The sequence below is a fragment of the Streptomyces albireticuli genome (assembly GCF_021228125.1).
In the GTDB taxonomy this organism is placed as follows: Bacteria; Actinomycetota; Actinomycetes; order Streptomycetales; family Streptomycetaceae; genus Streptomyces; species Streptomyces albireticuli.
On sequence record NZ_JAJQQS010000005.1, the window covers coordinates 19,010 to 35,553 of the forward strand.

The following is a 16,544-nucleotide window of genomic DNA, read 5'->3' on the forward strand; positions in this document are numbered from 1 at the left end:
TCAGGCGGCCTCGCCCTGACCCCGGCGGAGCGCGGTGGTGATCTCCACCATGCGGCGCGCCTGATAGGCGATGGCGGCGAGGTTGTCGTCGTCGACGTTGCCCGGCTCGTTGCGCGAGACGCTGCTGACGCCGTACGGGTTGCCGTTGGTGGGCGCGAGCTGGATCGGGTCGGCCACGCCGGGCGGGACGACGATGGCGCCCCAGTGGTAGAAGGCGTTGTTCAGCGCCAGGAGGGTGCTCTCCTGGCCGCCGTGCAGGGTCGCGGTGGAGGTGAAGGACGACATCACCTTGTTGAGCAGGCCGCGCTTGCTGTGCAGCGGGAGCGTGGTGTCGATGAACTGCTTCAGCGGGCCGGACGGGAGGCCGTAGCGGCCCGGGGTGCCCCACAGGACCGCGTCGGCCCAGTCGAGGTCGTCCAGGGACGCCTCGGCGATGTGGCCGGTGGCCGCGGTGTGCTCGTTCCAGGCCGCGGTCCAGGCGTCGTTGCCGGGGACGATCGTCTCCGCGGTGAGGTCCGCGACCCTGCGGAGCCGGACCTCGGCGCCGGCCTTCTCCGCGGCGGCGGCCGCGGCCTCGGCGAGCCGGTGGACGTTCCCGGTGGACGACGAATAGATGACGGCAAACTTGATCATGAAAGAAGTGCCCCTCGGCGCTCGGGCGGCTGCGGCCCGTGCTCACGGCGTCCCGGGATCCGGGGAAGGCGCCGGTCCGGGCCGACCGGACGTACCAGATGCTGCTTCGGGCCCCGGGAAACTGCCAAGAGACGCAGGCGGAGTTCGGCGGACTCCGTCAAAAGGACGTTGATCCATCAAGTCCGCCCGCGGGTGAACGGCGGGCAACGGGAGCGGGGTTCCGCACGTCTACTCAGGAGGCGGACATCCTCTGGTTCGGATCCTGGACGTTCCTTATCCTGAATCCCAACCCCCCGACCTCACCCCGCACAGGAGTCGTGACAATTCCATGAAAGAACGGGAGTTGACGGCCGTGAGCTGCGACCTGCGCCGGCTGGCCGCCGAGGGTGTGTCCCCCTGGCTGGACGGATTCTGCCGGCCCCTGCTCACCTCGGGCGGGCTCACCGACCTCGTCTCACGGGCGGGCATCCGCGGGGCGACCTCCAATCTGGCCACGCTGACCGCGGCCGTGGAGTCCGGCGACACGGACTACCTGGACCAGCTGCTCTTCCTGTCCTACCGCGACGTCCCGACCGACGACGCGATCCGCGCCCTGACCGCGTACGACGCCCGTCTGTCCTGCGACGAACTGCTGCCCGTCTTCGAGGAGACCGGCGGCCGCGAGGGCTATGTCTCGGTGGACGTGAACCCCTGGCTGGCGCACGACGCCGCGCTGGTCGCCTCGGAGGCGGACAAGCTGGTCCGGGCGGTCAACCGCCCCAACGTCCTGGCCAAGATCCCCGCCACCCCCGAGGGGCTGGAGGCGATCAGCGAGTGCATCGGCCGGAAGATCGGCGTCCATGCGACGGCGATCTTCTCGGTGCGCCGCTACGGCGAGGTCGTCGACGCCTATTTCGACGGCCTGGAACGCGCCCGCGCCGCCGGCCACGACCTCTCTGACATCGTTTCCTTCGCCTCGCTGCCCATCACCTGGTTCGACGCCGAGGTCGACGCCCGCCTGGACGCGCTGGGCACGGAGGAGGCCCGGGCCATGCGCGGCGAGGCGGCCCTGGCCAGCGCCCGCCTGGTCTACCGCCGCTACGAGGACCGGCTCTCCGGCGACCGCTGGCGCGACCTCGCCCGCTCCGGCGCCCGCCCGCAGACGGTCATGTGGGCGAGCACGGCACCCCGCCGCCCGGGCGTGACGAACAAGCGCTACGCCGAACGCCTCGTCGCCTGGGGCACCGCCAGCGCCCTGTCCCTCACCGCCCTGGGCGAGGGCGCCGACCGGATGTGCCCCCTGACCGGCGACACCCTCTCCGACGCCTACGGCGCGGCCCGCTCGGTGTGGGAACGCCTCGACGCCATGGGCATCTCCTACCGCTCGGTCGCCGACAAGCTGGAGACGGAGGGCGTGGAGTGGCTCCAGACGTCGTGGAGCCTGCTGTACGCGGCGGTGGAACGGCGGCTGCGGGGGGCGCAGCTGTCGGGGGCGTGAGGCCGGGGCCTGCCGACAGGGGTGGTACGCCGGGGCGCCCCGCTCCAGGAGGGGCCGTTCCGGGCCCCACCGCCGCGCCCCTGACCTGACCAAGCTACGCAAACATGCCACTAGATTAACCTTGTGGCATCATGTAGGCATGACCGAAGTTACGATCAGCAAGGCCAGATCCGAATTGGGCGACCTCGTACGGCGCGCCGCGCACGGCCGCGAGACGATCGCCCTCACCGACCACGGACACGTCGCGGCGCTTCTCGTATCACCCCAGGTGATAGAGGATCTCGAAGACTCCCTGGCGATCGCCGAACGCGAGCGGCGCCAGGCGCAAGGCATGCTCGGCGAGGGTGTCAGCCACGAAGAGGTCGGCCGCATGCTGGGGCTGCGCACGTGACCTACAGCATCATCTGGGAGCCCGAGGCGACCAGCGCCGCAGTGCGGTTCCTCAAAGAGGACCCGCAGGGGCTGGCCGCCCTGTACCAAGCCGTCGACGCCCTCGCCGAGGACCCTCGGCCCGCGAACTCCGCGCCCTACGGCAGTGCGTACCGGCGTCTGAGGGCCGGCTCCTACCGGGCGCTGTACACCATCGACGAGCAGGTCATTCGCATCCTCGTCACCCACATCGGGCGCACGTCCAGGTAACCCACCCCGCCTACCCCACCCGCACCCCCCGCCCCCGCGCGGCCACCCCCGCCCCCTCAGGCGGCGGCAGCGCCTCGCACAGCGCCTCCAGCGCTCCCGCGAACGCGTGCTCCGGTGGGGTCCCGTAGCCCACCACCAGGCCGTCCGACGGCGCCCCCGCCCCCTCCGCGTGGCGGTAGAGCGAGAGTCCCTCCAGCGCGAGCCCCTGCCAGGCGGCGGCCTTCACCACCGACGCCTCCGTGCCCGGCGGCAGTTCGAGGACGGCGTGCAGGCCGGCCGCGATGCCCGTGACCCGTACGTGCGGCGCCCGTTCGGCGAGGACCTCGATGAGCTGGTCGCGGCGGCGCCGGTAGTGCCGGCGCATCCTCCGCACATGGCGGTCGTACGAGCCGGAGTCGAGGAAGTCCGCCAGGGTCAGCTGCTCCAGGGCGCTCGCCCAGGGCTCCCGCTCGCCCTTGGCCTCCACCACCTCGTCCACCAGCCCGCCCGGCAGCACCATCCAGCCCAGCCGCAGCGCGGGCGACAGGCTCTTGCTGACCGAGCCGATGTAGACGACCCGGTCCGGGTCGAGGCCCTGCACGGCGCCGATCGGCTGGCGGTCGTAGCGGAACTCGCCGTCGTAGTCGTCCTCCAGCACCAGACCGCCTTCGGCACGCGCCCAGTCGATGACGGCGGAACGCCGCTCGTGGTGCAAGGGACCACCCGTCGGGAACTGATGAGCGGGCGTCAGAAGAACCGTTTCCGCGCCGCTGTCCGCCAGATCCTCCACCCGCGCTCCGTACGAGTCCACCGGCAGGTCCACCGTCCGCAGCCCGGCGGCGGAGAGCAGGTGGCGGTAGTAGCCCAGGCCGTAGGACTCCACGGCGACGGTCCCGGTCCGCACCTCGCCCAGCAACCGCAGCGCCCCGGCGAACCCCGAGCAGATGACGATGCGGTCGGGGTCCGCGCGCACCCCGCGGGCGCGGGCCAGGTACTCGGCCACCGAACGGCGCAGCTCCACGCGGCCGCGCGGATCCCCGGGCCCGAAGGCGTCGTTGGGGGCCGCCGTGAGCGCGCGGCGGGCCGAGGCCAGCCACGCGGAGCGGGGGAAGGCGGACGCGTCCGGGGTGCCCTGCACCAGATTGTGGCGGGCGCGCGGCACCCGGTCGGGCGTGGTGGGCCGGCGCGGCCGCGGATCGGCGAGCCGGGCCCGGCGGGCCACATACGTGCCGGAGCCCTGCCGGGCGTTCAGCCAGCCCTCGGCGACCAGCTCCGCGTACGCCTCGGCGACGGTGTTGCGGGCCAGCCCCAGATCGGTGGCCAGCGAACGGTAGGGGGGCAATTTGGTACCGGGGGCCAGCCTGCCGGTGCGGATGGCGTCGCGCAGGGCGCTCATCAGCGCGCCGCGGCGGCCTCCCGCCGGTGAATCGGGGAGCTCCAGATGGAGATCGCTGCCCAGGCTTCCCGCGGGATCGACGCGCGCATTGACCTTCGATTTCACCCGGGAATTGCACCACACCCCCGACCGGTGGTCTGCCTAGAGTCGTTGACATGACCGCTACTGAGCTCGACCAGCGCATGAACTTCACCAAGGCGGCGCCCAAGGTCTTCAAGGCCATGATCGCCCTGGACACGGCCGCTCGGGCGGGCCTCGACCCGGTGCTGATCGACCTCGTGCAGATCCGCGCCTCGCAGATCAACCACTGCGCCTACTGCATCGACATGCACACCAAGGAGGCGCGCAAGGCGGGCGAGAGCGAGGAGCGCGTCTACCAGCTCAACGCCTGGCGCGAGGCGGGCCTGTTCACCCCGCGCGAGAAGGCCGCGCTCGGCCTCACCGAGGCGGTCACCGAGCTCGGCGAGGGCGGGGTGTCCGACGAGGTGTACGCGACGGCCGCCCGGCACTTCGCGGAGGAGGAACTCGCCCAGCTCATCGCGCTGATCTTCACCATCAACGCCTGGAACCGCATCGCGGTCCCCACCCGCAAGACGCCCGGCACCGAGTGAGCGCCGGGTGACCCCGCCGGTGCCCCCACCGGCCTACGCGTAGACCCTCTTCATCCGGCTCGGGCCGGCTTCATCGGTTCGGGACGCCGGGCCGCGGCACACCCGTATCCCCCGCTCCTGGTGCGCGCCCCCGCGCGCTCTTGATGAAGGCTGTGAGGAATTGACCACTGTCGCATCCCCGTCCCCCGCCACGGGCACCGGAAGATCCCCGGTCAAGGGCTGGTTCGCCGTCGCGGCGGTCACCCTCGGCATCTTCTGCCTGATGACCTCCGAACTGCTGCCGGTCGGCCTGCTCACCCCGGTCGGCGACGCCCTGCACGTCTCCGAGGGCACGGCCGGCCTGATGGTCACCGTCCCCGGTGTCGTCGCCGCGCTCTCCGCGCCGATCGTCACCGTCGCCACCGGCCGTATCGACCGCCGGCTCGTCCTCGGCGTCCTGGTCGGCCTGGTGGGCGCGGCCAACCTCGCCTCCGCGTTCGCCGACCACTTCGCGATCGTGCTGGGCGCGCGCTTCCTCGTCGGCATCGCGGTCGGCGGCTTCTGGGCCATCGCGGGCGGCATCGCCCTCCGGCTGGTGCCCGAGGAGCACGTCGGCCGGGCCATGGCCGTCATCTTCGGCGGCGTCGAGACGGCCTCCGTGCTCGGCGTGCCGACCGGCACCCTGCTGGGCGACCTCAGCGGCTGGCGCACCGCGTTCGCGGCCGTCGGCGGGCTGGGCCTGACCGCCCTCGTCCTGATGGTCTTCCTGCTGCCGCCGCTGCCGGCCGACGAGTCGCTGACCTTCGCCGAACTCCCCAGGATCTTCAAGTCCAACCGCGGTGTGCGGGTGGGCATCGCCATCACGTTCCTGCTGATCACCGGGCACTTCGTGGCCTACACGTTCGTCCGTCCCATCCTCCAGGACGCGGGGATCTCCGGGAACCGGATCAGCATGATGCTGCTGATCTTCGGAGTCGCCGGCATCATCGGCAACTTCCTCGCGGGCGCCAAGGTCGGACAGCACGTCCGGACGATCGTCCTCGCGATCTCCGTGATCCTGACGGCCGCGATGGTCCTCTTCGCCGTCACCGGCGGCGGCCTGGCCGTGGGCATCGCCCTGCTGGTCCTGTGGGGCCTGGGCTACGGCGCCGTACCGGTCAGCCTCCAGACCTGGATCCTCAAGGCCGCCCCGGACGCCACCGAGGCCGCGTCCTCGCTGTACGTCTCGATGTTCAACTTCTCCATCGCGCTCGGCGCCCTGATCGGCGGGCTCGCCTTCGACAGCCTCGCCATGACCAGCGTGCTGTGGATCGGCGCCGCCCTCGCCGTCCTCACCCTGGCCGTGGCCGGCGGCCGGACGAAGGGCCTGCTGGCCACCGAGACCGCCGCGGGGCACTGACCCCCGGCCCCGGACCCGCCCCCGCACTCGATCCCCCGGAGTGCGGGGGCGACCCCCCTTGCCTCGCCCCGCTTCCCCCCCTCCCGACCCCGCTTCCCCCTCGCTCCCGACCGTTCCACCGAAAGGCCGCACATGTCCGACGCAACCCGCCCGCCGTCCGCCGTGGCCGCCGCCGACCCGCGCTACGAGGCCCTGGCCACGCGGGGCAACAACAAGCGGTTCACCGCCCGCCCGGAGGAGTTCCGGGTCGTCACCACGACCGCCGAGGTGATCGAGGCCGTGAACGACGCCGTACGCGCCGGGCGGCACGTCGCCGTCCGCAGCGGCGGCCACGGCTATGAGAACGCCGTCGGCGAGCCCGGTGTCCAACTCGTCCTGGACCTCGGCGAGATGCGCGCCGTCGCCTTCGACGCCGAGCGCGGCGCGTTCATGGTGGAGCCCGGCGCGCGCCTCCTGAAGGACGTCTACGGGCCGATGTACGAGCGCTGGGGCGTCGCGATACCCGCGGGCAACAGCAACACCGTCGGCGTCGGCGGCCATGTGCAGGGCGGCGGCTACGGCTCGCTGTGCCGGGCGCACGGCCTGGTCGTCGACCACCTGGAGGCCGTGGAGGTCGTCACCGTCGACGCCGCGGGCGAGGCCCGCGCGGTCGTCGCGACCCGCGCGCCGGACGACCCGCACCACGACCTGTGGTGGGCGCTCACCGGTGGTGGCGGCGGCAACTTCGGTGTCGTCACCCGCTTCTGGTTCCGCACCCCCGGCGCCCAGGGATCCGACCCGGCGGACCTGCTGCCCAACCCGCCCGCCGAGGTGATCACCAGCACCGTCCTGTTCCCCCGCGCGGGCCTGGACAAGCCGGCCACGCGCGCGCTGGTCGGCGGCTTCGGCCGCTGGCACGAGCGCAACAGCGCGCCGGACTCCCCGTACGCCCACCTCTTCGCCAGCCTGGTGCTGCTCGGCCGGAACCCGGACCCCGAGAAGGACATGGGCGCCGTCCTCGTCACCCACATGGACGCCACCCGGCCGGACGCGGAGCGGCTGCTCGCGGACTTCCTCCACGAGGTGGCCGGGCAGCCCGGCCTCGCGCCGGTGGTCCTGCCGTCCGAGACCGTGCCGTGGCTCGACTCGAAGAAGGCGCTCGGTGACGCGCAGGACGCCGAGACCGGCCGCCAGAAGGTGAAGTCCGCCAACCTGCGGCGCGCGTTCACCGACGACCAGGCCGACGCCCTGCACGCCTTCCTGAACGGCGACGACCACGCCAACGGCAGCAGCCTGGTCGCCCTCGACTCGTACGGCGGCCGGGTGGGCGCCGTCGCGTCCGACGCCACCGCCGTCGCGCAGCGCGACTCGGTGCTGAAGGTGCTCTTCATGAACACCTGGCAGGACGCGGCCGACGACGAGGTCAACCTCGGCTGGATGCGCCGCTTCCACGGCGCCGTGTTCGCGAAGACCGGCGGGGTGCCCGCTCCCGACGAGGCCCAGGACGGGGCGTTCGTCAACTTCGCCGACACCGACCTGGCCGACCCCGAGTGGAACACCTCCGACAGCCCCTGGCACGAGCTCTACTACAAGGACAACTACCCGCGGCTCCAGAGCGTCCGGGCGGCGTACGACCCGCGCGGCGTCTTCGGCCACGCCCTGTCGGTCCGTACGCCCTGACCGTACGCCCCGACCGTCCGTCCGAGCGTACGGCCCGACCGTACGCAAGGGCCCCCAGGCCCTCTTGATCGTTCACAGTCGCGCGAGGACAATTCCGGTACACACCACCGCGACTGTGCGCGACGTCCTTCGTCGCCGGAATCGACCGCGCCCGCAGGAAAACTCCTTTCCCACGGGTGCGGTCGTCCGCTGCGCACATGGCAATGCTTTGTTCATGTCCCTGGATATACCCGGACGTTGACTCGGGCATTACTCGATGCGTAGTTTCCGACATGTACGCCGCGAACGATCTCTGCGTTGCACCTGGGGGGGCAAAATGGGAAACGTTGCGTCACAAGGGAGGGCTACGGAGGCGAGCGCGTTCGCCGTCCTGGAGTTACTGGCCGACGAAGCGCCGATAGACCAATTCGAATCGCTCGTGGAAGAGGCCCGCTGGCGCGGGACCACGGGCGCCGAACTGGCATTCCTGGAAAAGGCCAAGCGGCTCGGCATGGCCATCTACGCCCAGGCCGAGCGGCGGCAGCGCAAGGAGGCCCGGCTCTCCGCGTTCATCGAGACGGCGCGCACGCTCGCCAATACCCAGGTCCTTCCGGAACTGCTCACCACGCTCGCCCAGGAGGCCCGCCGGCTCTTCGACGTCGACCTGGCGTACGTCACCACCTTCGACCGGACGCCCGGTCTCGTGTCCGTCAGCGCCTTCGACGGTCACACGACGGTCCTGGCCCCCGGCCTCACGGTCCCCGACGACGTGGCGCTGAGCGGCGGCCCGACCCCGTTCTGGACGCCCGACTACGCGGCGGACGAGCGGGTCGGCCACAGCCGGGCCGTCGACGGGCTGATGAAGTCCGAGCGCGTGCGCGCCCTCATGTCCGTCCCCCTGGAGGACGGCGCCCGGCCGGTCGGCACCCTGTACGTGGCCAGCCGGTGCATGCGCTACTTCACGGCGGGCGAGGTGTCCCTCATGGCCTCGCTCGGCGAGCTCGCCGGGGTGGCCATCGGCAAGGCCCGCTTCCTGGAGCACGCGACCGACGTGATCGCCGAGCTGGAGCGGCACAAGGCCGGGGCGCGCGGCGTCCGGGAGACCACGGCCCTGCACGGCCGGCTGATGGAGGTCGTCCTCCGCGGCGGCGAGCTGTCCGCGCTGGCGCGGGAGGCCGCCACGGGGCTGGGCGGCGCCCTGCGGATCCACGACGCGGCCGGCGCGGTGCTGGCGACGGCCGGCGAGATGCCTGCGGAGGCCGGGGCGGACGCGGTGCGCGCCCTGGTCGAGGCGGCCGGGGAGCGGTCGCCGCGCGAGGCCACGATGCTCGACGGCGGCCTGTGGGCCGCGCCGGTCCTGGCGGGCCCGGAGGACCTCGGGACCCTGCTGTTCAGCCCCCGCCACCCGCTCGGCGACGAGGACGTGCCGCTGCTCGTCCTGGTCGCCCAGACCGTCGCGGCCCAGCTGCTGCTGCGCGCAGGCCGGCAGGACGCGGCGGCGGGCCACGACCGCGACTGGCTGCTGGAGGACCTGCTGGCCGGTCCGGCCCGGCCGGCCGGCCGGTTCCGCGAGCGCGCGGCCCGGCTCGGCGTCGACCTCGGGCAGCCGCACGTGGTGGTCGTCGCCCGCCCCGAGGGCGATTCCCAGGACAAGCTGGACCTGTGGGCCTCCTCGTACGCCCGCCGCCGCAACGGCCTCAAGGGCATGCACGCGGGCAGCGCCGTCCTGCTGCTGCCGGGCACGGACGCGACGGCCGTGGCCGAGCGGGTCTCCCGGGCGCTCGCGCCGGTGCTGGACCACCCGGTGACCGTCTGCGCGTCCGGCCCGGTCGACGCCGGCCGGGACTGCGCGGACATCACCCGCGCCCACGAGGAGGCCCTGCGCTGCCTGGAGGCGATGATCGCGCTCGGTGCCGCCGGTGGCTTCGCCTCCGCCCGGGAGCACGGCTTCCTGGGCGTACTGCTGTCGGACACCCATGACGTGGAGGGCTTCGTCCGCTCCATGATCGGCCCGCTGGCCGACTGCGACGCCCAGCGCTTCACCGAGTTCACCCCGACGCTGGCCGCCTACTTCGACGCGCGGGGCAGCATCACGCAGACGGCCGAGAAGCTGCACGTGCACCCGAACACGGTGGCGCGGCGGCTGGAGCGGATCAGTGAGCTGTTAGGCGCGGGGTGGCAGCAGTCGGAGCGGGCCTTCGAGATCCAGCTCGCGCTGCGGCTGTCCCGGATACAGCACGTGCTCCGGAAGCGGCGCGTCACGACGGCGGGGGCGTAGCCCCTGCGGGGGGCTTTTTCCCCACCCCGCCCCTTCCCGAATGTCCTCAAGCGCCGGACGGGCTGGATTTCAGCCCGTCCGGCGTTTGAGGACCGGGGTCCGGGGCGGAGCCCCGGTTCGGGAAGGGGCGGGGCTGGGGAAAGGCCCCGCGCAGCGGCCCGGCACCCGCACCCGCACCCACACCCCCCACCTCACACCGCGTACCCCAACCCCGCCCGCCCCACACGCCCCGCCCGCCCCAACGCAGTAACCGCATGCGCCGCCGACGCCAACGTCACATGCCGGTGCCACCCCTTGAACGACCGCCCCGTGTAATCCCGCATGCCCACCTGATCGGAGATCTCCGCGAAGTCCCGGTCCACCCGGCGCGTCATCTTGCTCAGCTGCATCAGGGCCACCGGGTGCAGCGAGGTCATGTCCGTGAGCCAGAGGGCCGTCGGCGAGGACTGCCCGTTCTCCCACTCCCCCATGAGCCTCAGGTCCCCCACGCCCGCCTGGCCGAGGGCCCGTACCGGCCGGGGCCCGCGGGCCGGCATCCGCACCCGGACGCTCGTGGACATGCTGGTGCGCAGCGTCTCCGCGGCGTCGTGGTCCGACCACATCACCGGGCGGCGCATCCCGGCCGCCGCGCCCATGATCTGGTGGGCGGGCACGCCCTCGGCCCGGCAGCCGGGCAGCGCGGGGTCCGCCGCCGTCAGCCGGAAGGTGCTGCTGACGCGCACCAGCAGCGGGACGCCCGCCTCCCGCAGCCGCCGGACGATCGCCCCGGTGTCGGTCTCCGGCGCGTCCAGGACCAGCGGCCGCACCGGGACGTCCCAGGTCGTGAGCATGTCCAGATAGGCACCGACCGCGCAGTCGCCGAGGGTCTCCGGGACCGTGCCGTCGGGGATGGACGCGCGGGTCCGCCGCTCGTCGTCCTCCAGCCAGTCCTCCGACAGGTGCAGCCGCCAGTTGACGGGCGTCGCCATCTCGTCCGACGCCGCCCAGACGCCGACGGCCTGCTGCGCGTTCAGCACCTGGCCGAGCGCCGGGAAGAAGCGCCGGTCGACGCCGACGGAGTGCCGGCCGCCCTTGGGGATCACCATCGGCCGGACGACCCACGCCTGCGGCGGCGCGATCCGGACGAGGTGGCGGACGAGCGCCTGCCGCACCGGCTCCCAGTCCCAGATGGAGCTGGAGATGAAATGGTGCATGCTCTGTTCCGTCGCCGATCCGCCGATGAGCGCGGCGATGTTCCGAATGGTTTTACGGCCCTGTCCGCCGAGCAGTCCGCGAAGGTATTCCAGGCCCTTTCGGCGCTGGTCGCTCCGGGGCAGCGTCGCGAAAAGCTCCGAACAGAGTTCGGTGAGCATCGCGTCATAGGCCCCGGCGTACTTCGGTGCGTGCGGCTGCCTTCTGACGTCGTCGGGGTACAGGGCAAGAGTGCTCATTGCGTTCCCTATCTCGGATCCGATGGCACGAGCGGCGCGAAGTGATGTCTCCACAGTGCCGTTTCCGCCGTCCGCCGCATAGGTGCGCAAGTCACCTGGCGCACCGCACGGATGGTGGATGTTCCACCACCACTCACCCAGCGTGAACGGAACGGGCGGGCCCTGACTCTGCGCTCCGAAAGCTCTCGGAATTCCATGTTCCAGAAACCGACTTGACTGACTGCGTCCGGCCACCGGAATACATCTGGAGTTACCCCGGGCGGCTGCATACCGTCCCTCCGGACACGCGATACCGGCCATGTCCGGAAGGGGCGCGGCCAGTTCCGCTCCGCGCTTCCGCGGGGCCCACGGGGGAGGAACTTCCAGTGATCAGCAGAAGGTCGCTCATCGGAGCCGGTGCCGGGATCGGCGCCGCGGGAGCACTCATGGCGGGCGGGGCCGCGCTGCCGGGCCGGGCTCCGGCCTTCGCGGCGGGCGCCCCCTGGGCCCGTCTGCGCGAGCGCCTGACCGGCGAACTCGTCCTGCCCGCCGACCCGTCGTACACCGTGGCCAAGCAGCTCCAGCTGGCCCAGTACGACACGGTCGAGCCGCAGGCCGTCGCGTACTGCGCGAGCGCCTCCGACGTCACGGCGTGCGTGCGCTTCGCGCAGGAGCACCGGATCGCCGTCGCCGCGCGCAGCGGGGGCCACAGCTTCGCGGGTTACTCGACGACCCCGGGGCTGGTCGTCGACGTGTCCCGGCTGAACTCGGTCCGCCCGGGCCGCTCCACCGTCCGGCTCGGCCCGGGCGGCCAGGGCGTGGACGTGGTGCACGCCCTGGACCGGTACGGCGTCCAGGTGGCCGGGGGTACCTGCCCGACCGTCGCCGCGGGCGGCTGGCTGCTCGGCGGGGGACTCGGCCCGCACGCCCGGCGGTTCGGCATGGGCTGCGACCGGCTGGTGTCAGCGCAGGTGGTGCTCGCCGACGGCACGCTCACCCGCTGCTCGGAGCGGGAGGAACCCGATCTGTTCTGGGCGCTGCGCGGCGGGGGCGGCGGGAACTTCGGCGTCGTCACCGAGTACGAGGTGCGGCCCACCCGGCTGCCGTCGATGGTGGTCTTCACCCTGACGTTCGCGTGGGCGGCCGCCGCCGAGGTGGCGCTCGCGTGGCAGCAGTGGATCGCGACCGGCCCGCTGGAGCTCGCCGCCGAGCTGTCGGTCACGCTCACCACCGACGGCCCGGCCGGCACCGAGCCGGAGGTGCGGGTCAGCGGCACCTTCGCGGGCGCCGCGGCGGTGTGCGACCGGCTCCTCGACCAGCTCGTCGCGGCCGCCGGGGCGCGACCGGCCGTCCGGGAGGCCACCGAACTCCCCTACCGGGCCGGGATGATGAAGATCTTCGGCTGTGCCGACCGCAGCGTCCCCGAGTGCCACCGGACGGGCTACTCCCCGCAGGCGCGGCTGCCGCGCGACAACTACGTCACCGGCCGGAACCTCTACTTCACCCGGCCCTGGACCGCACCGGCGGCCAAGGAGGCCCTCCGGGCCTTCGAGGCGGCGCTCCGGCCGGGGCAGTTCCGCTTCCTCGGCCTGTTCGCCTACGGCGGGAGGATCAACGACGTGGACCCGAAGGCCACCGCCTTCGTCCACCGGGACGCCCTCTTCGAGGCCGACTACCAGGTCGGCCTCACCACGCCGCTGCCGGAGAAGGAGCAGCGGGAGGCCGCGCGGTCGTGGGCCGACGGCGGCTACGCGGCGGTCCTGCCCTGGTCCAACCGGCGTTCGTACCAGAACTACATGGACCCGGCGCTGCGCGACTGGCGCGAGGCGTACTACGGGCAGAACTACGAGCGGCTCCGCGCGGTCAAGCGGGCCTATGACCCGTACGGCTTCTTCCGCTTCGCGCAGGGCATCGACTGACGCGACGGACGGCGCATAGGGTGACCTGTGTGACCACTGAGTTAGTAGCGACGCACACGCTTGTCCATGGGGCGAACGGCAAGGCCGTCGACGTGTACGGGCCCGGCGACGTGTCCGGTGCCGGGGCCGGGGGCGCGCCCGTCGTACTGCTGTGGCACGGCACGGGACCGGACGAGCGGGCCATGATGGCGCCCGTCGCGCGCGCCGCCGCCGCGCGCGGCCTGGTGGTCTTCGTGCCGGACTGGCGCTCCGACGCGCCGGACCGCGGCCGGGCGCACCTGCTGGACTCCCTGGCCCACGCCCACGACCACGCGGCGGAACACGGCGGTGACGCCGGGCGGCTCGTGGTCGCGGGCTGGTCGGCGGGGGCCGGTGCCGCGGCGGGTCTCGTCACGCACCCGGAGCCGTCGGGCCTTCCGCGTCCGTCGGCGGTCGTCGGCATCGCCGGGCGGTACGACGTCCCGGCGCGCACCACGGGGCGCGCGCCCCTCGACGACCTGGCCGAGTGGGCGGGCTCCGACGGCCCCGGTGGTCCGGGTGCCGTCGCGCCCGTGCCCGTACGGCTCGTGCACGGCACCCGGGACGACACCCTGGACAGCGTCTCCTCACGGCGGTTCGCGGCGGCCCTCGGGCGGCACGGCTGGCCGGTGGGGCTGGAGGAGGTCCCGACCGACCACGCCGGGGTCGTCATGACCCGCTTCGACCCGGCGGCCGGCCGCTGTGTGCCCGACACCGCGCCGCACGCGGTCGAGGGCGGCCGGACCACGGTCCGGGCGCTGCTGGAGGCGTCAAGGGGACTTGTGCGGCCGGGAATTCTACCGCTGGTGTAGGGGATTCCGGAGAATGTCCTCGGTTTTACTTGGAGCCCACGGCGAATGTGGTGGAATTCTCTCGGATCGGGAAGCGGCCCGGGTAGCGGGCGGTATTGAAGATCCGCCCGCGGATTTCACCAGGTCGCAGGAAGCACCCTGAAGAGGACCTCATGCAGGTGCCCACCCACACCATGCCGGCCCACGTCATGTCGGCCCACTGCGTGGTCGCCTTTCCCGATGTGGTCGACATCGGGAACGCCCCGGACGTCCGCGGCGCCCTGCGCACGATCATCCACGACCACGGCGGCCGCTGCCGTGCCCTGGTCGCCGATCTCTCCGCGTCCCGCTTCGCGACGGCGACGGCGCTGTCCGTGCTGGTGGAGGCACGGAAGTTGGCGCGGGGGGAGGGGATGGCGCTGTACGTGGTGGCGCCCGCGCCGCTGACCAGGAAGGTGTTCGCGCTGACGGGCCTGCGCGAGGTGATGCCGGTGTTCCGCACCCTGGACGAGGTCCCCCGGTAGCGGGGCCCGCCGGGGCGGAACCCCGGCCGGCCCCGGGGTCCCGGGCCCTCGGAGCGGGGCGTCCGCCTCCTACGCCGGCACGCTCCCGCCCTCCCCCACGCGTCCGTACGGGAACGCGTCCACAACCGTGAACGCACCCTCGACCCCGGTCACCCGCAGCACCCGGAAGACCCGCGGAACGCCGCGCACCAGGCGCAGCCGCCCGCCCCGCTCGAGCACCCGCTCCCGGGCCCTCAGCAGCAGCCGCAGGCCGCTCGCGTCCAGGAAGGCCACCTCGCGGAGATCGATGACGACATCCGCCCGGAACCTTTCCGTCAGCGCGTCCACCCGCGGTCCGAGCTCCTGTTCCGCCAAAATATCTATTTCACCGTGCAGTTCAATGATGATCGCCCCGCTCGCCACACGCTCACTCATGGCGAAGGCGGGCCACTCCGCGCCCATGTCGCCTCTCACCGACCTCCCTCGGCCGCATATGCCGTCCACCTTTTGGTGCCCCGGCAGTACATGAATCTCACCTACGTCGCAAAGCTGTGATCGCCGCTCATGGCATTCGGCGGTACGCGACGGGAGGGCCGGGGGAGCCGCGAGGGGGCGGACGGAACCGGGGGACGTCCGGACGGGACGGGTCCGGCCGCGTGGGAGCACTCAGGGGCTCAGGCGCGCCACGGGGCGAACGGGTGCGCGCGGGGGTGGCGCGGAAGGCGCGCGCCGAGGTGGCCGGGGCGCCGCGCGAGGGCCGGGAAGAGACCGGAAGAGGGGGAAAGAGGAGTGCAGGTCGGGGGAAGCGGCATCGGGGGGAAAGCCGCTTCCCCCGGCGAGGACACGCCCTCAAAGTCACGGGCCGCAGTCGGGGGGAGTCGCGGCCCGGACCCCGCAGTGAGGTCATGTCCCTGGCCCGGCGGATTCCTGCCAGATCCGGGGGCCGTACCCCCCATCTTCCGCCCCCCGCCGGAGCGCGACGTGCTGCCGAAGGGCCCTCCTTGCCGGGCCTTTGGTCCTTAAAGGTGCTGTGAGGACACGGACCGGCCCGCGCATTTCGTCCATACGTACGGTTGGCCGGTTAGACTCTCGCGATCACAGCGCCGGCGGGCGTCGGGAGCGACCGCAGAGGCACCGGGGACAACAGGGGAGACAGTGCGTCGTGGCCAAAGCGAAGAAGATCGCGCTCTACGCCGTCGGCATTTTCGTGGCCTACACGATCATCCACTCCCCCGCCCGGTCGGCCGAGCTCGTCCAGATAGGGTTCGAGGGCATCTCGGACGCCGCCAAGAGCGTCGGTGAGTTCATGACCCAGCTGATCAACTGAGGGCAGACCCGTGATCCGTCACCTCGTCCTGTTCAAGCTCAACGAGGGCGTCGAGCGCGACGACCCGCGTGTCGTCGCCGGCGTGCAGGCGTTCGAGAAGCTCGGCGGCCTCGTACCCGAGGTGGAGTTCTGGGAGTGCGCCTGGAACATCTCGGACCGGCCGATCGCCTACGACTTCGCCATCAACTCCGCCGTCGCGGACACCGAGGCCCTCCAGCGCTACCTGGACCACCCGGCCCATCAGGCGGGCGTCGCGCAGTGGCGCGAATTCGCCACATGGGTGATCGCCGACTACCCGTTCTGAGCGGTTCGCGGACCTTCTCCGGCGCCGCGCGGGCGACCCCGGCGGCACCGCTCCGACACCTGGTCGGCGCCGCGCGGGCGGCCCCGGCGGACCCCTGCGGCACCCCTTCACGACACCTTTCCCAGCGGACCCTTCGCCACCCCGGCGAGGGGTCCGTTTTGCGCCAACACGGCGCCATGCGGTGCTTGCACACAGTGCACATGTCTTGTGATGCTATGACCGCTTTTGCCGGATGAGTTGACCG

At 72.5% G+C, this 16,544-nt stretch carries 16 protein-coding genes; 12 read left to right on the forward strand and 4 right to left on the reverse strand.

Going from position 1 to position 16,544, the window contains the following annotated elements; genetic code table 11:
* Positions 1 to 633 (reverse strand): flavodoxin family protein, encoded by a 633-nt coding sequence (locus tag LUZ64_RS10790; RefSeq protein WP_095582318.1) that lies wholly within the window; start codon positions 631 to 633, stop codon positions 1 to 3.
* A 328-nt stretch (positions 634 to 961) separates the two neighbouring features.
* On the opposite strand from LUZ64_RS10790, the gene tal reads away from it, so the two are divergent.
* The 3 genes from tal (at position 962) to LUZ64_RS10805 (ending at position 2,749) form a co-directional block, all read left to right on the forward strand.
* Entirely contained in the window at positions 962 to 2,110 is a 1,149-nt protein-coding gene (gene tal, locus LUZ64_RS10795) for a transaldolase (RefSeq protein ID WP_095582319.1), read from the forward strand.
* Positions 2,111 to 2,249: 139 nt separating this feature from the next.
* Positions 2,250 to 2,501: a type II toxin-antitoxin system Phd/YefM family antitoxin gene (locus LUZ64_RS10800; protein ID WP_095582320.1), complete on the forward strand. Its 252-nt coding sequence runs from the start codon at positions 2,250 to 2,252 to the stop codon at positions 2,499 to 2,501.
* Positions 2,498 to 2,749, forward strand: a complete 252-nt coding sequence (locus tag LUZ64_RS10805; protein WP_095582321.1) for a type II toxin-antitoxin system RelE family toxin — start codon at positions 2,498 to 2,500, stop codon at positions 2,747 to 2,749. The genes LUZ64_RS10800 and LUZ64_RS10805 overlap by 4 nt, the downstream gene beginning before the upstream one ends.
* Before the next feature lie 10 nt (positions 2,750 to 2,759).
* On the opposite strand, the gene pdxR is transcribed toward LUZ64_RS10805, so the two are convergent.
* Positions 2,760 to 4,229: a MocR-like pyridoxine biosynthesis transcription factor PdxR gene (gene pdxR / locus LUZ64_RS10810; protein WP_232389923.1), complete on the reverse strand. Its 1,470-nt coding sequence runs from the start codon at positions 4,227 to 4,229 to the stop codon at positions 2,760 to 2,762.
* 50 nt (positions 4,230 to 4,279) lie between these two features.
* Between pdxR and LUZ64_RS10815 the strand changes: the two genes are divergently transcribed.
* The 4 genes from LUZ64_RS10815 to LUZ64_RS10830 all read left to right on the forward strand — a co-directional run bounded on the left by LUZ64_RS10815 (position 4,280) and on the right by LUZ64_RS10830 (position 10,029).
* Entirely contained in the window at positions 4,280 to 4,735 is a 456-nt protein-coding gene (locus LUZ64_RS10815) for a carboxymuconolactone decarboxylase family protein (protein ID WP_232389922.1), read from the forward strand.
* 160 nt (positions 4,736 to 4,895) lie between these two features.
* Entirely contained in the window at positions 4,896 to 6,113 is a 1,218-nt protein-coding gene (locus tag LUZ64_RS10820; protein ID WP_095584157.1) for an MFS transporter, read from the forward strand.
* Between the two features lie 132 nt (positions 6,114 to 6,245).
* Positions 6,246 to 7,772: an FAD-binding oxidoreductase gene (locus tag LUZ64_RS10825; RefSeq protein ID WP_095579725.1), complete on the forward strand. Its 1,527-nt coding sequence runs from the start codon at positions 6,246 to 6,248 to the stop codon at positions 7,770 to 7,772.
* A 316-nt stretch (positions 7,773 to 8,088) separates the two neighbouring features.
* Positions 8,089 to 10,029: a helix-turn-helix domain-containing protein gene (locus LUZ64_RS10830; RefSeq protein ID WP_095579726.1), complete on the forward strand. Its 1,941-nt coding sequence runs from the start codon at positions 8,089 to 8,091 to the stop codon at positions 10,027 to 10,029.
* A 191-nt stretch (positions 10,030 to 10,220) separates the two neighbouring features.
* On the opposite strand, the gene LUZ64_RS10835 is transcribed toward LUZ64_RS10830, so the two are convergent.
* Positions 10,221 to 11,459 carry an IS701 family transposase gene (locus LUZ64_RS10835; RefSeq protein ID WP_232389921.1) on the reverse strand — a complete coding sequence of 413 codons (1,239 nt, stop codon included), beginning with the start codon at positions 11,457 to 11,459 and terminating at the stop codon, positions 10,221 to 10,223.
* Between the two features lie 365 nt (positions 11,460 to 11,824).
* Here LUZ64_RS10835 and LUZ64_RS10840 point away from each other — a divergent pair, with 365 nt between their 5' ends.
* The 3 genes from LUZ64_RS10840 (at position 11,825) to LUZ64_RS10850 (ending at position 14,690) form a co-directional block, all read left to right on the forward strand.
* Positions 11,825 to 13,357, forward strand: coding sequence for an FAD-binding oxidoreductase (locus LUZ64_RS10840; protein WP_211305011.1), 1,533 nt, complete (start codon positions 11,825 to 11,827; stop codon positions 13,355 to 13,357).
* 29 nt (positions 13,358 to 13,386) lie between these two features.
* The gene (locus tag LUZ64_RS10845; RefSeq protein ID WP_211305012.1) at positions 13,387 to 14,187 is read left to right on the forward strand and encodes an alpha/beta hydrolase; all 801 of its coding nucleotides are present in this window, start codon (positions 13,387 to 13,389) and stop codon (positions 14,185 to 14,187) included.
* A gap of 152 nt (positions 14,188 to 14,339) precedes the next feature.
* Positions 14,340 to 14,690: an STAS domain-containing protein gene (locus tag LUZ64_RS10850; protein ID WP_095581262.1), complete on the forward strand. Its 351-nt coding sequence runs from the start codon at positions 14,340 to 14,342 to the stop codon at positions 14,688 to 14,690.
* A 69-nt stretch (positions 14,691 to 14,759) separates the two neighbouring features.
* Here LUZ64_RS10850 and LUZ64_RS10855 read toward each other — a convergent pair whose 3' ends face one another.
* Complete coding sequence (locus LUZ64_RS10855; RefSeq protein WP_232389920.1) at positions 14,760 to 15,143, reverse strand: STAS domain-containing protein; 384 nt, start codon at positions 15,141 to 15,143, stop codon at positions 14,760 to 14,762.
* Positions 15,144 to 15,831: 688 nt separating this feature from the next.
* Between LUZ64_RS10855 and LUZ64_RS10860 the strand changes: the two genes are divergently transcribed.
* Complete coding sequence (locus LUZ64_RS10860; RefSeq protein WP_170116743.1) at positions 15,832 to 15,996, forward strand: hypothetical protein; 165 nt, start codon at positions 15,832 to 15,834, stop codon at positions 15,994 to 15,996.
* Positions 15,997 to 16,006: 10 nt separating this feature from the next.
* Positions 16,007 to 16,300: a Dabb family protein gene (locus LUZ64_RS10865; protein WP_095581263.1), complete on the forward strand. Its 294-nt coding sequence runs from the start codon at positions 16,007 to 16,009 to the stop codon at positions 16,298 to 16,300.
* The last annotated feature ends 244 nt before the right edge of the window (positions 16,301 to 16,544 follow it).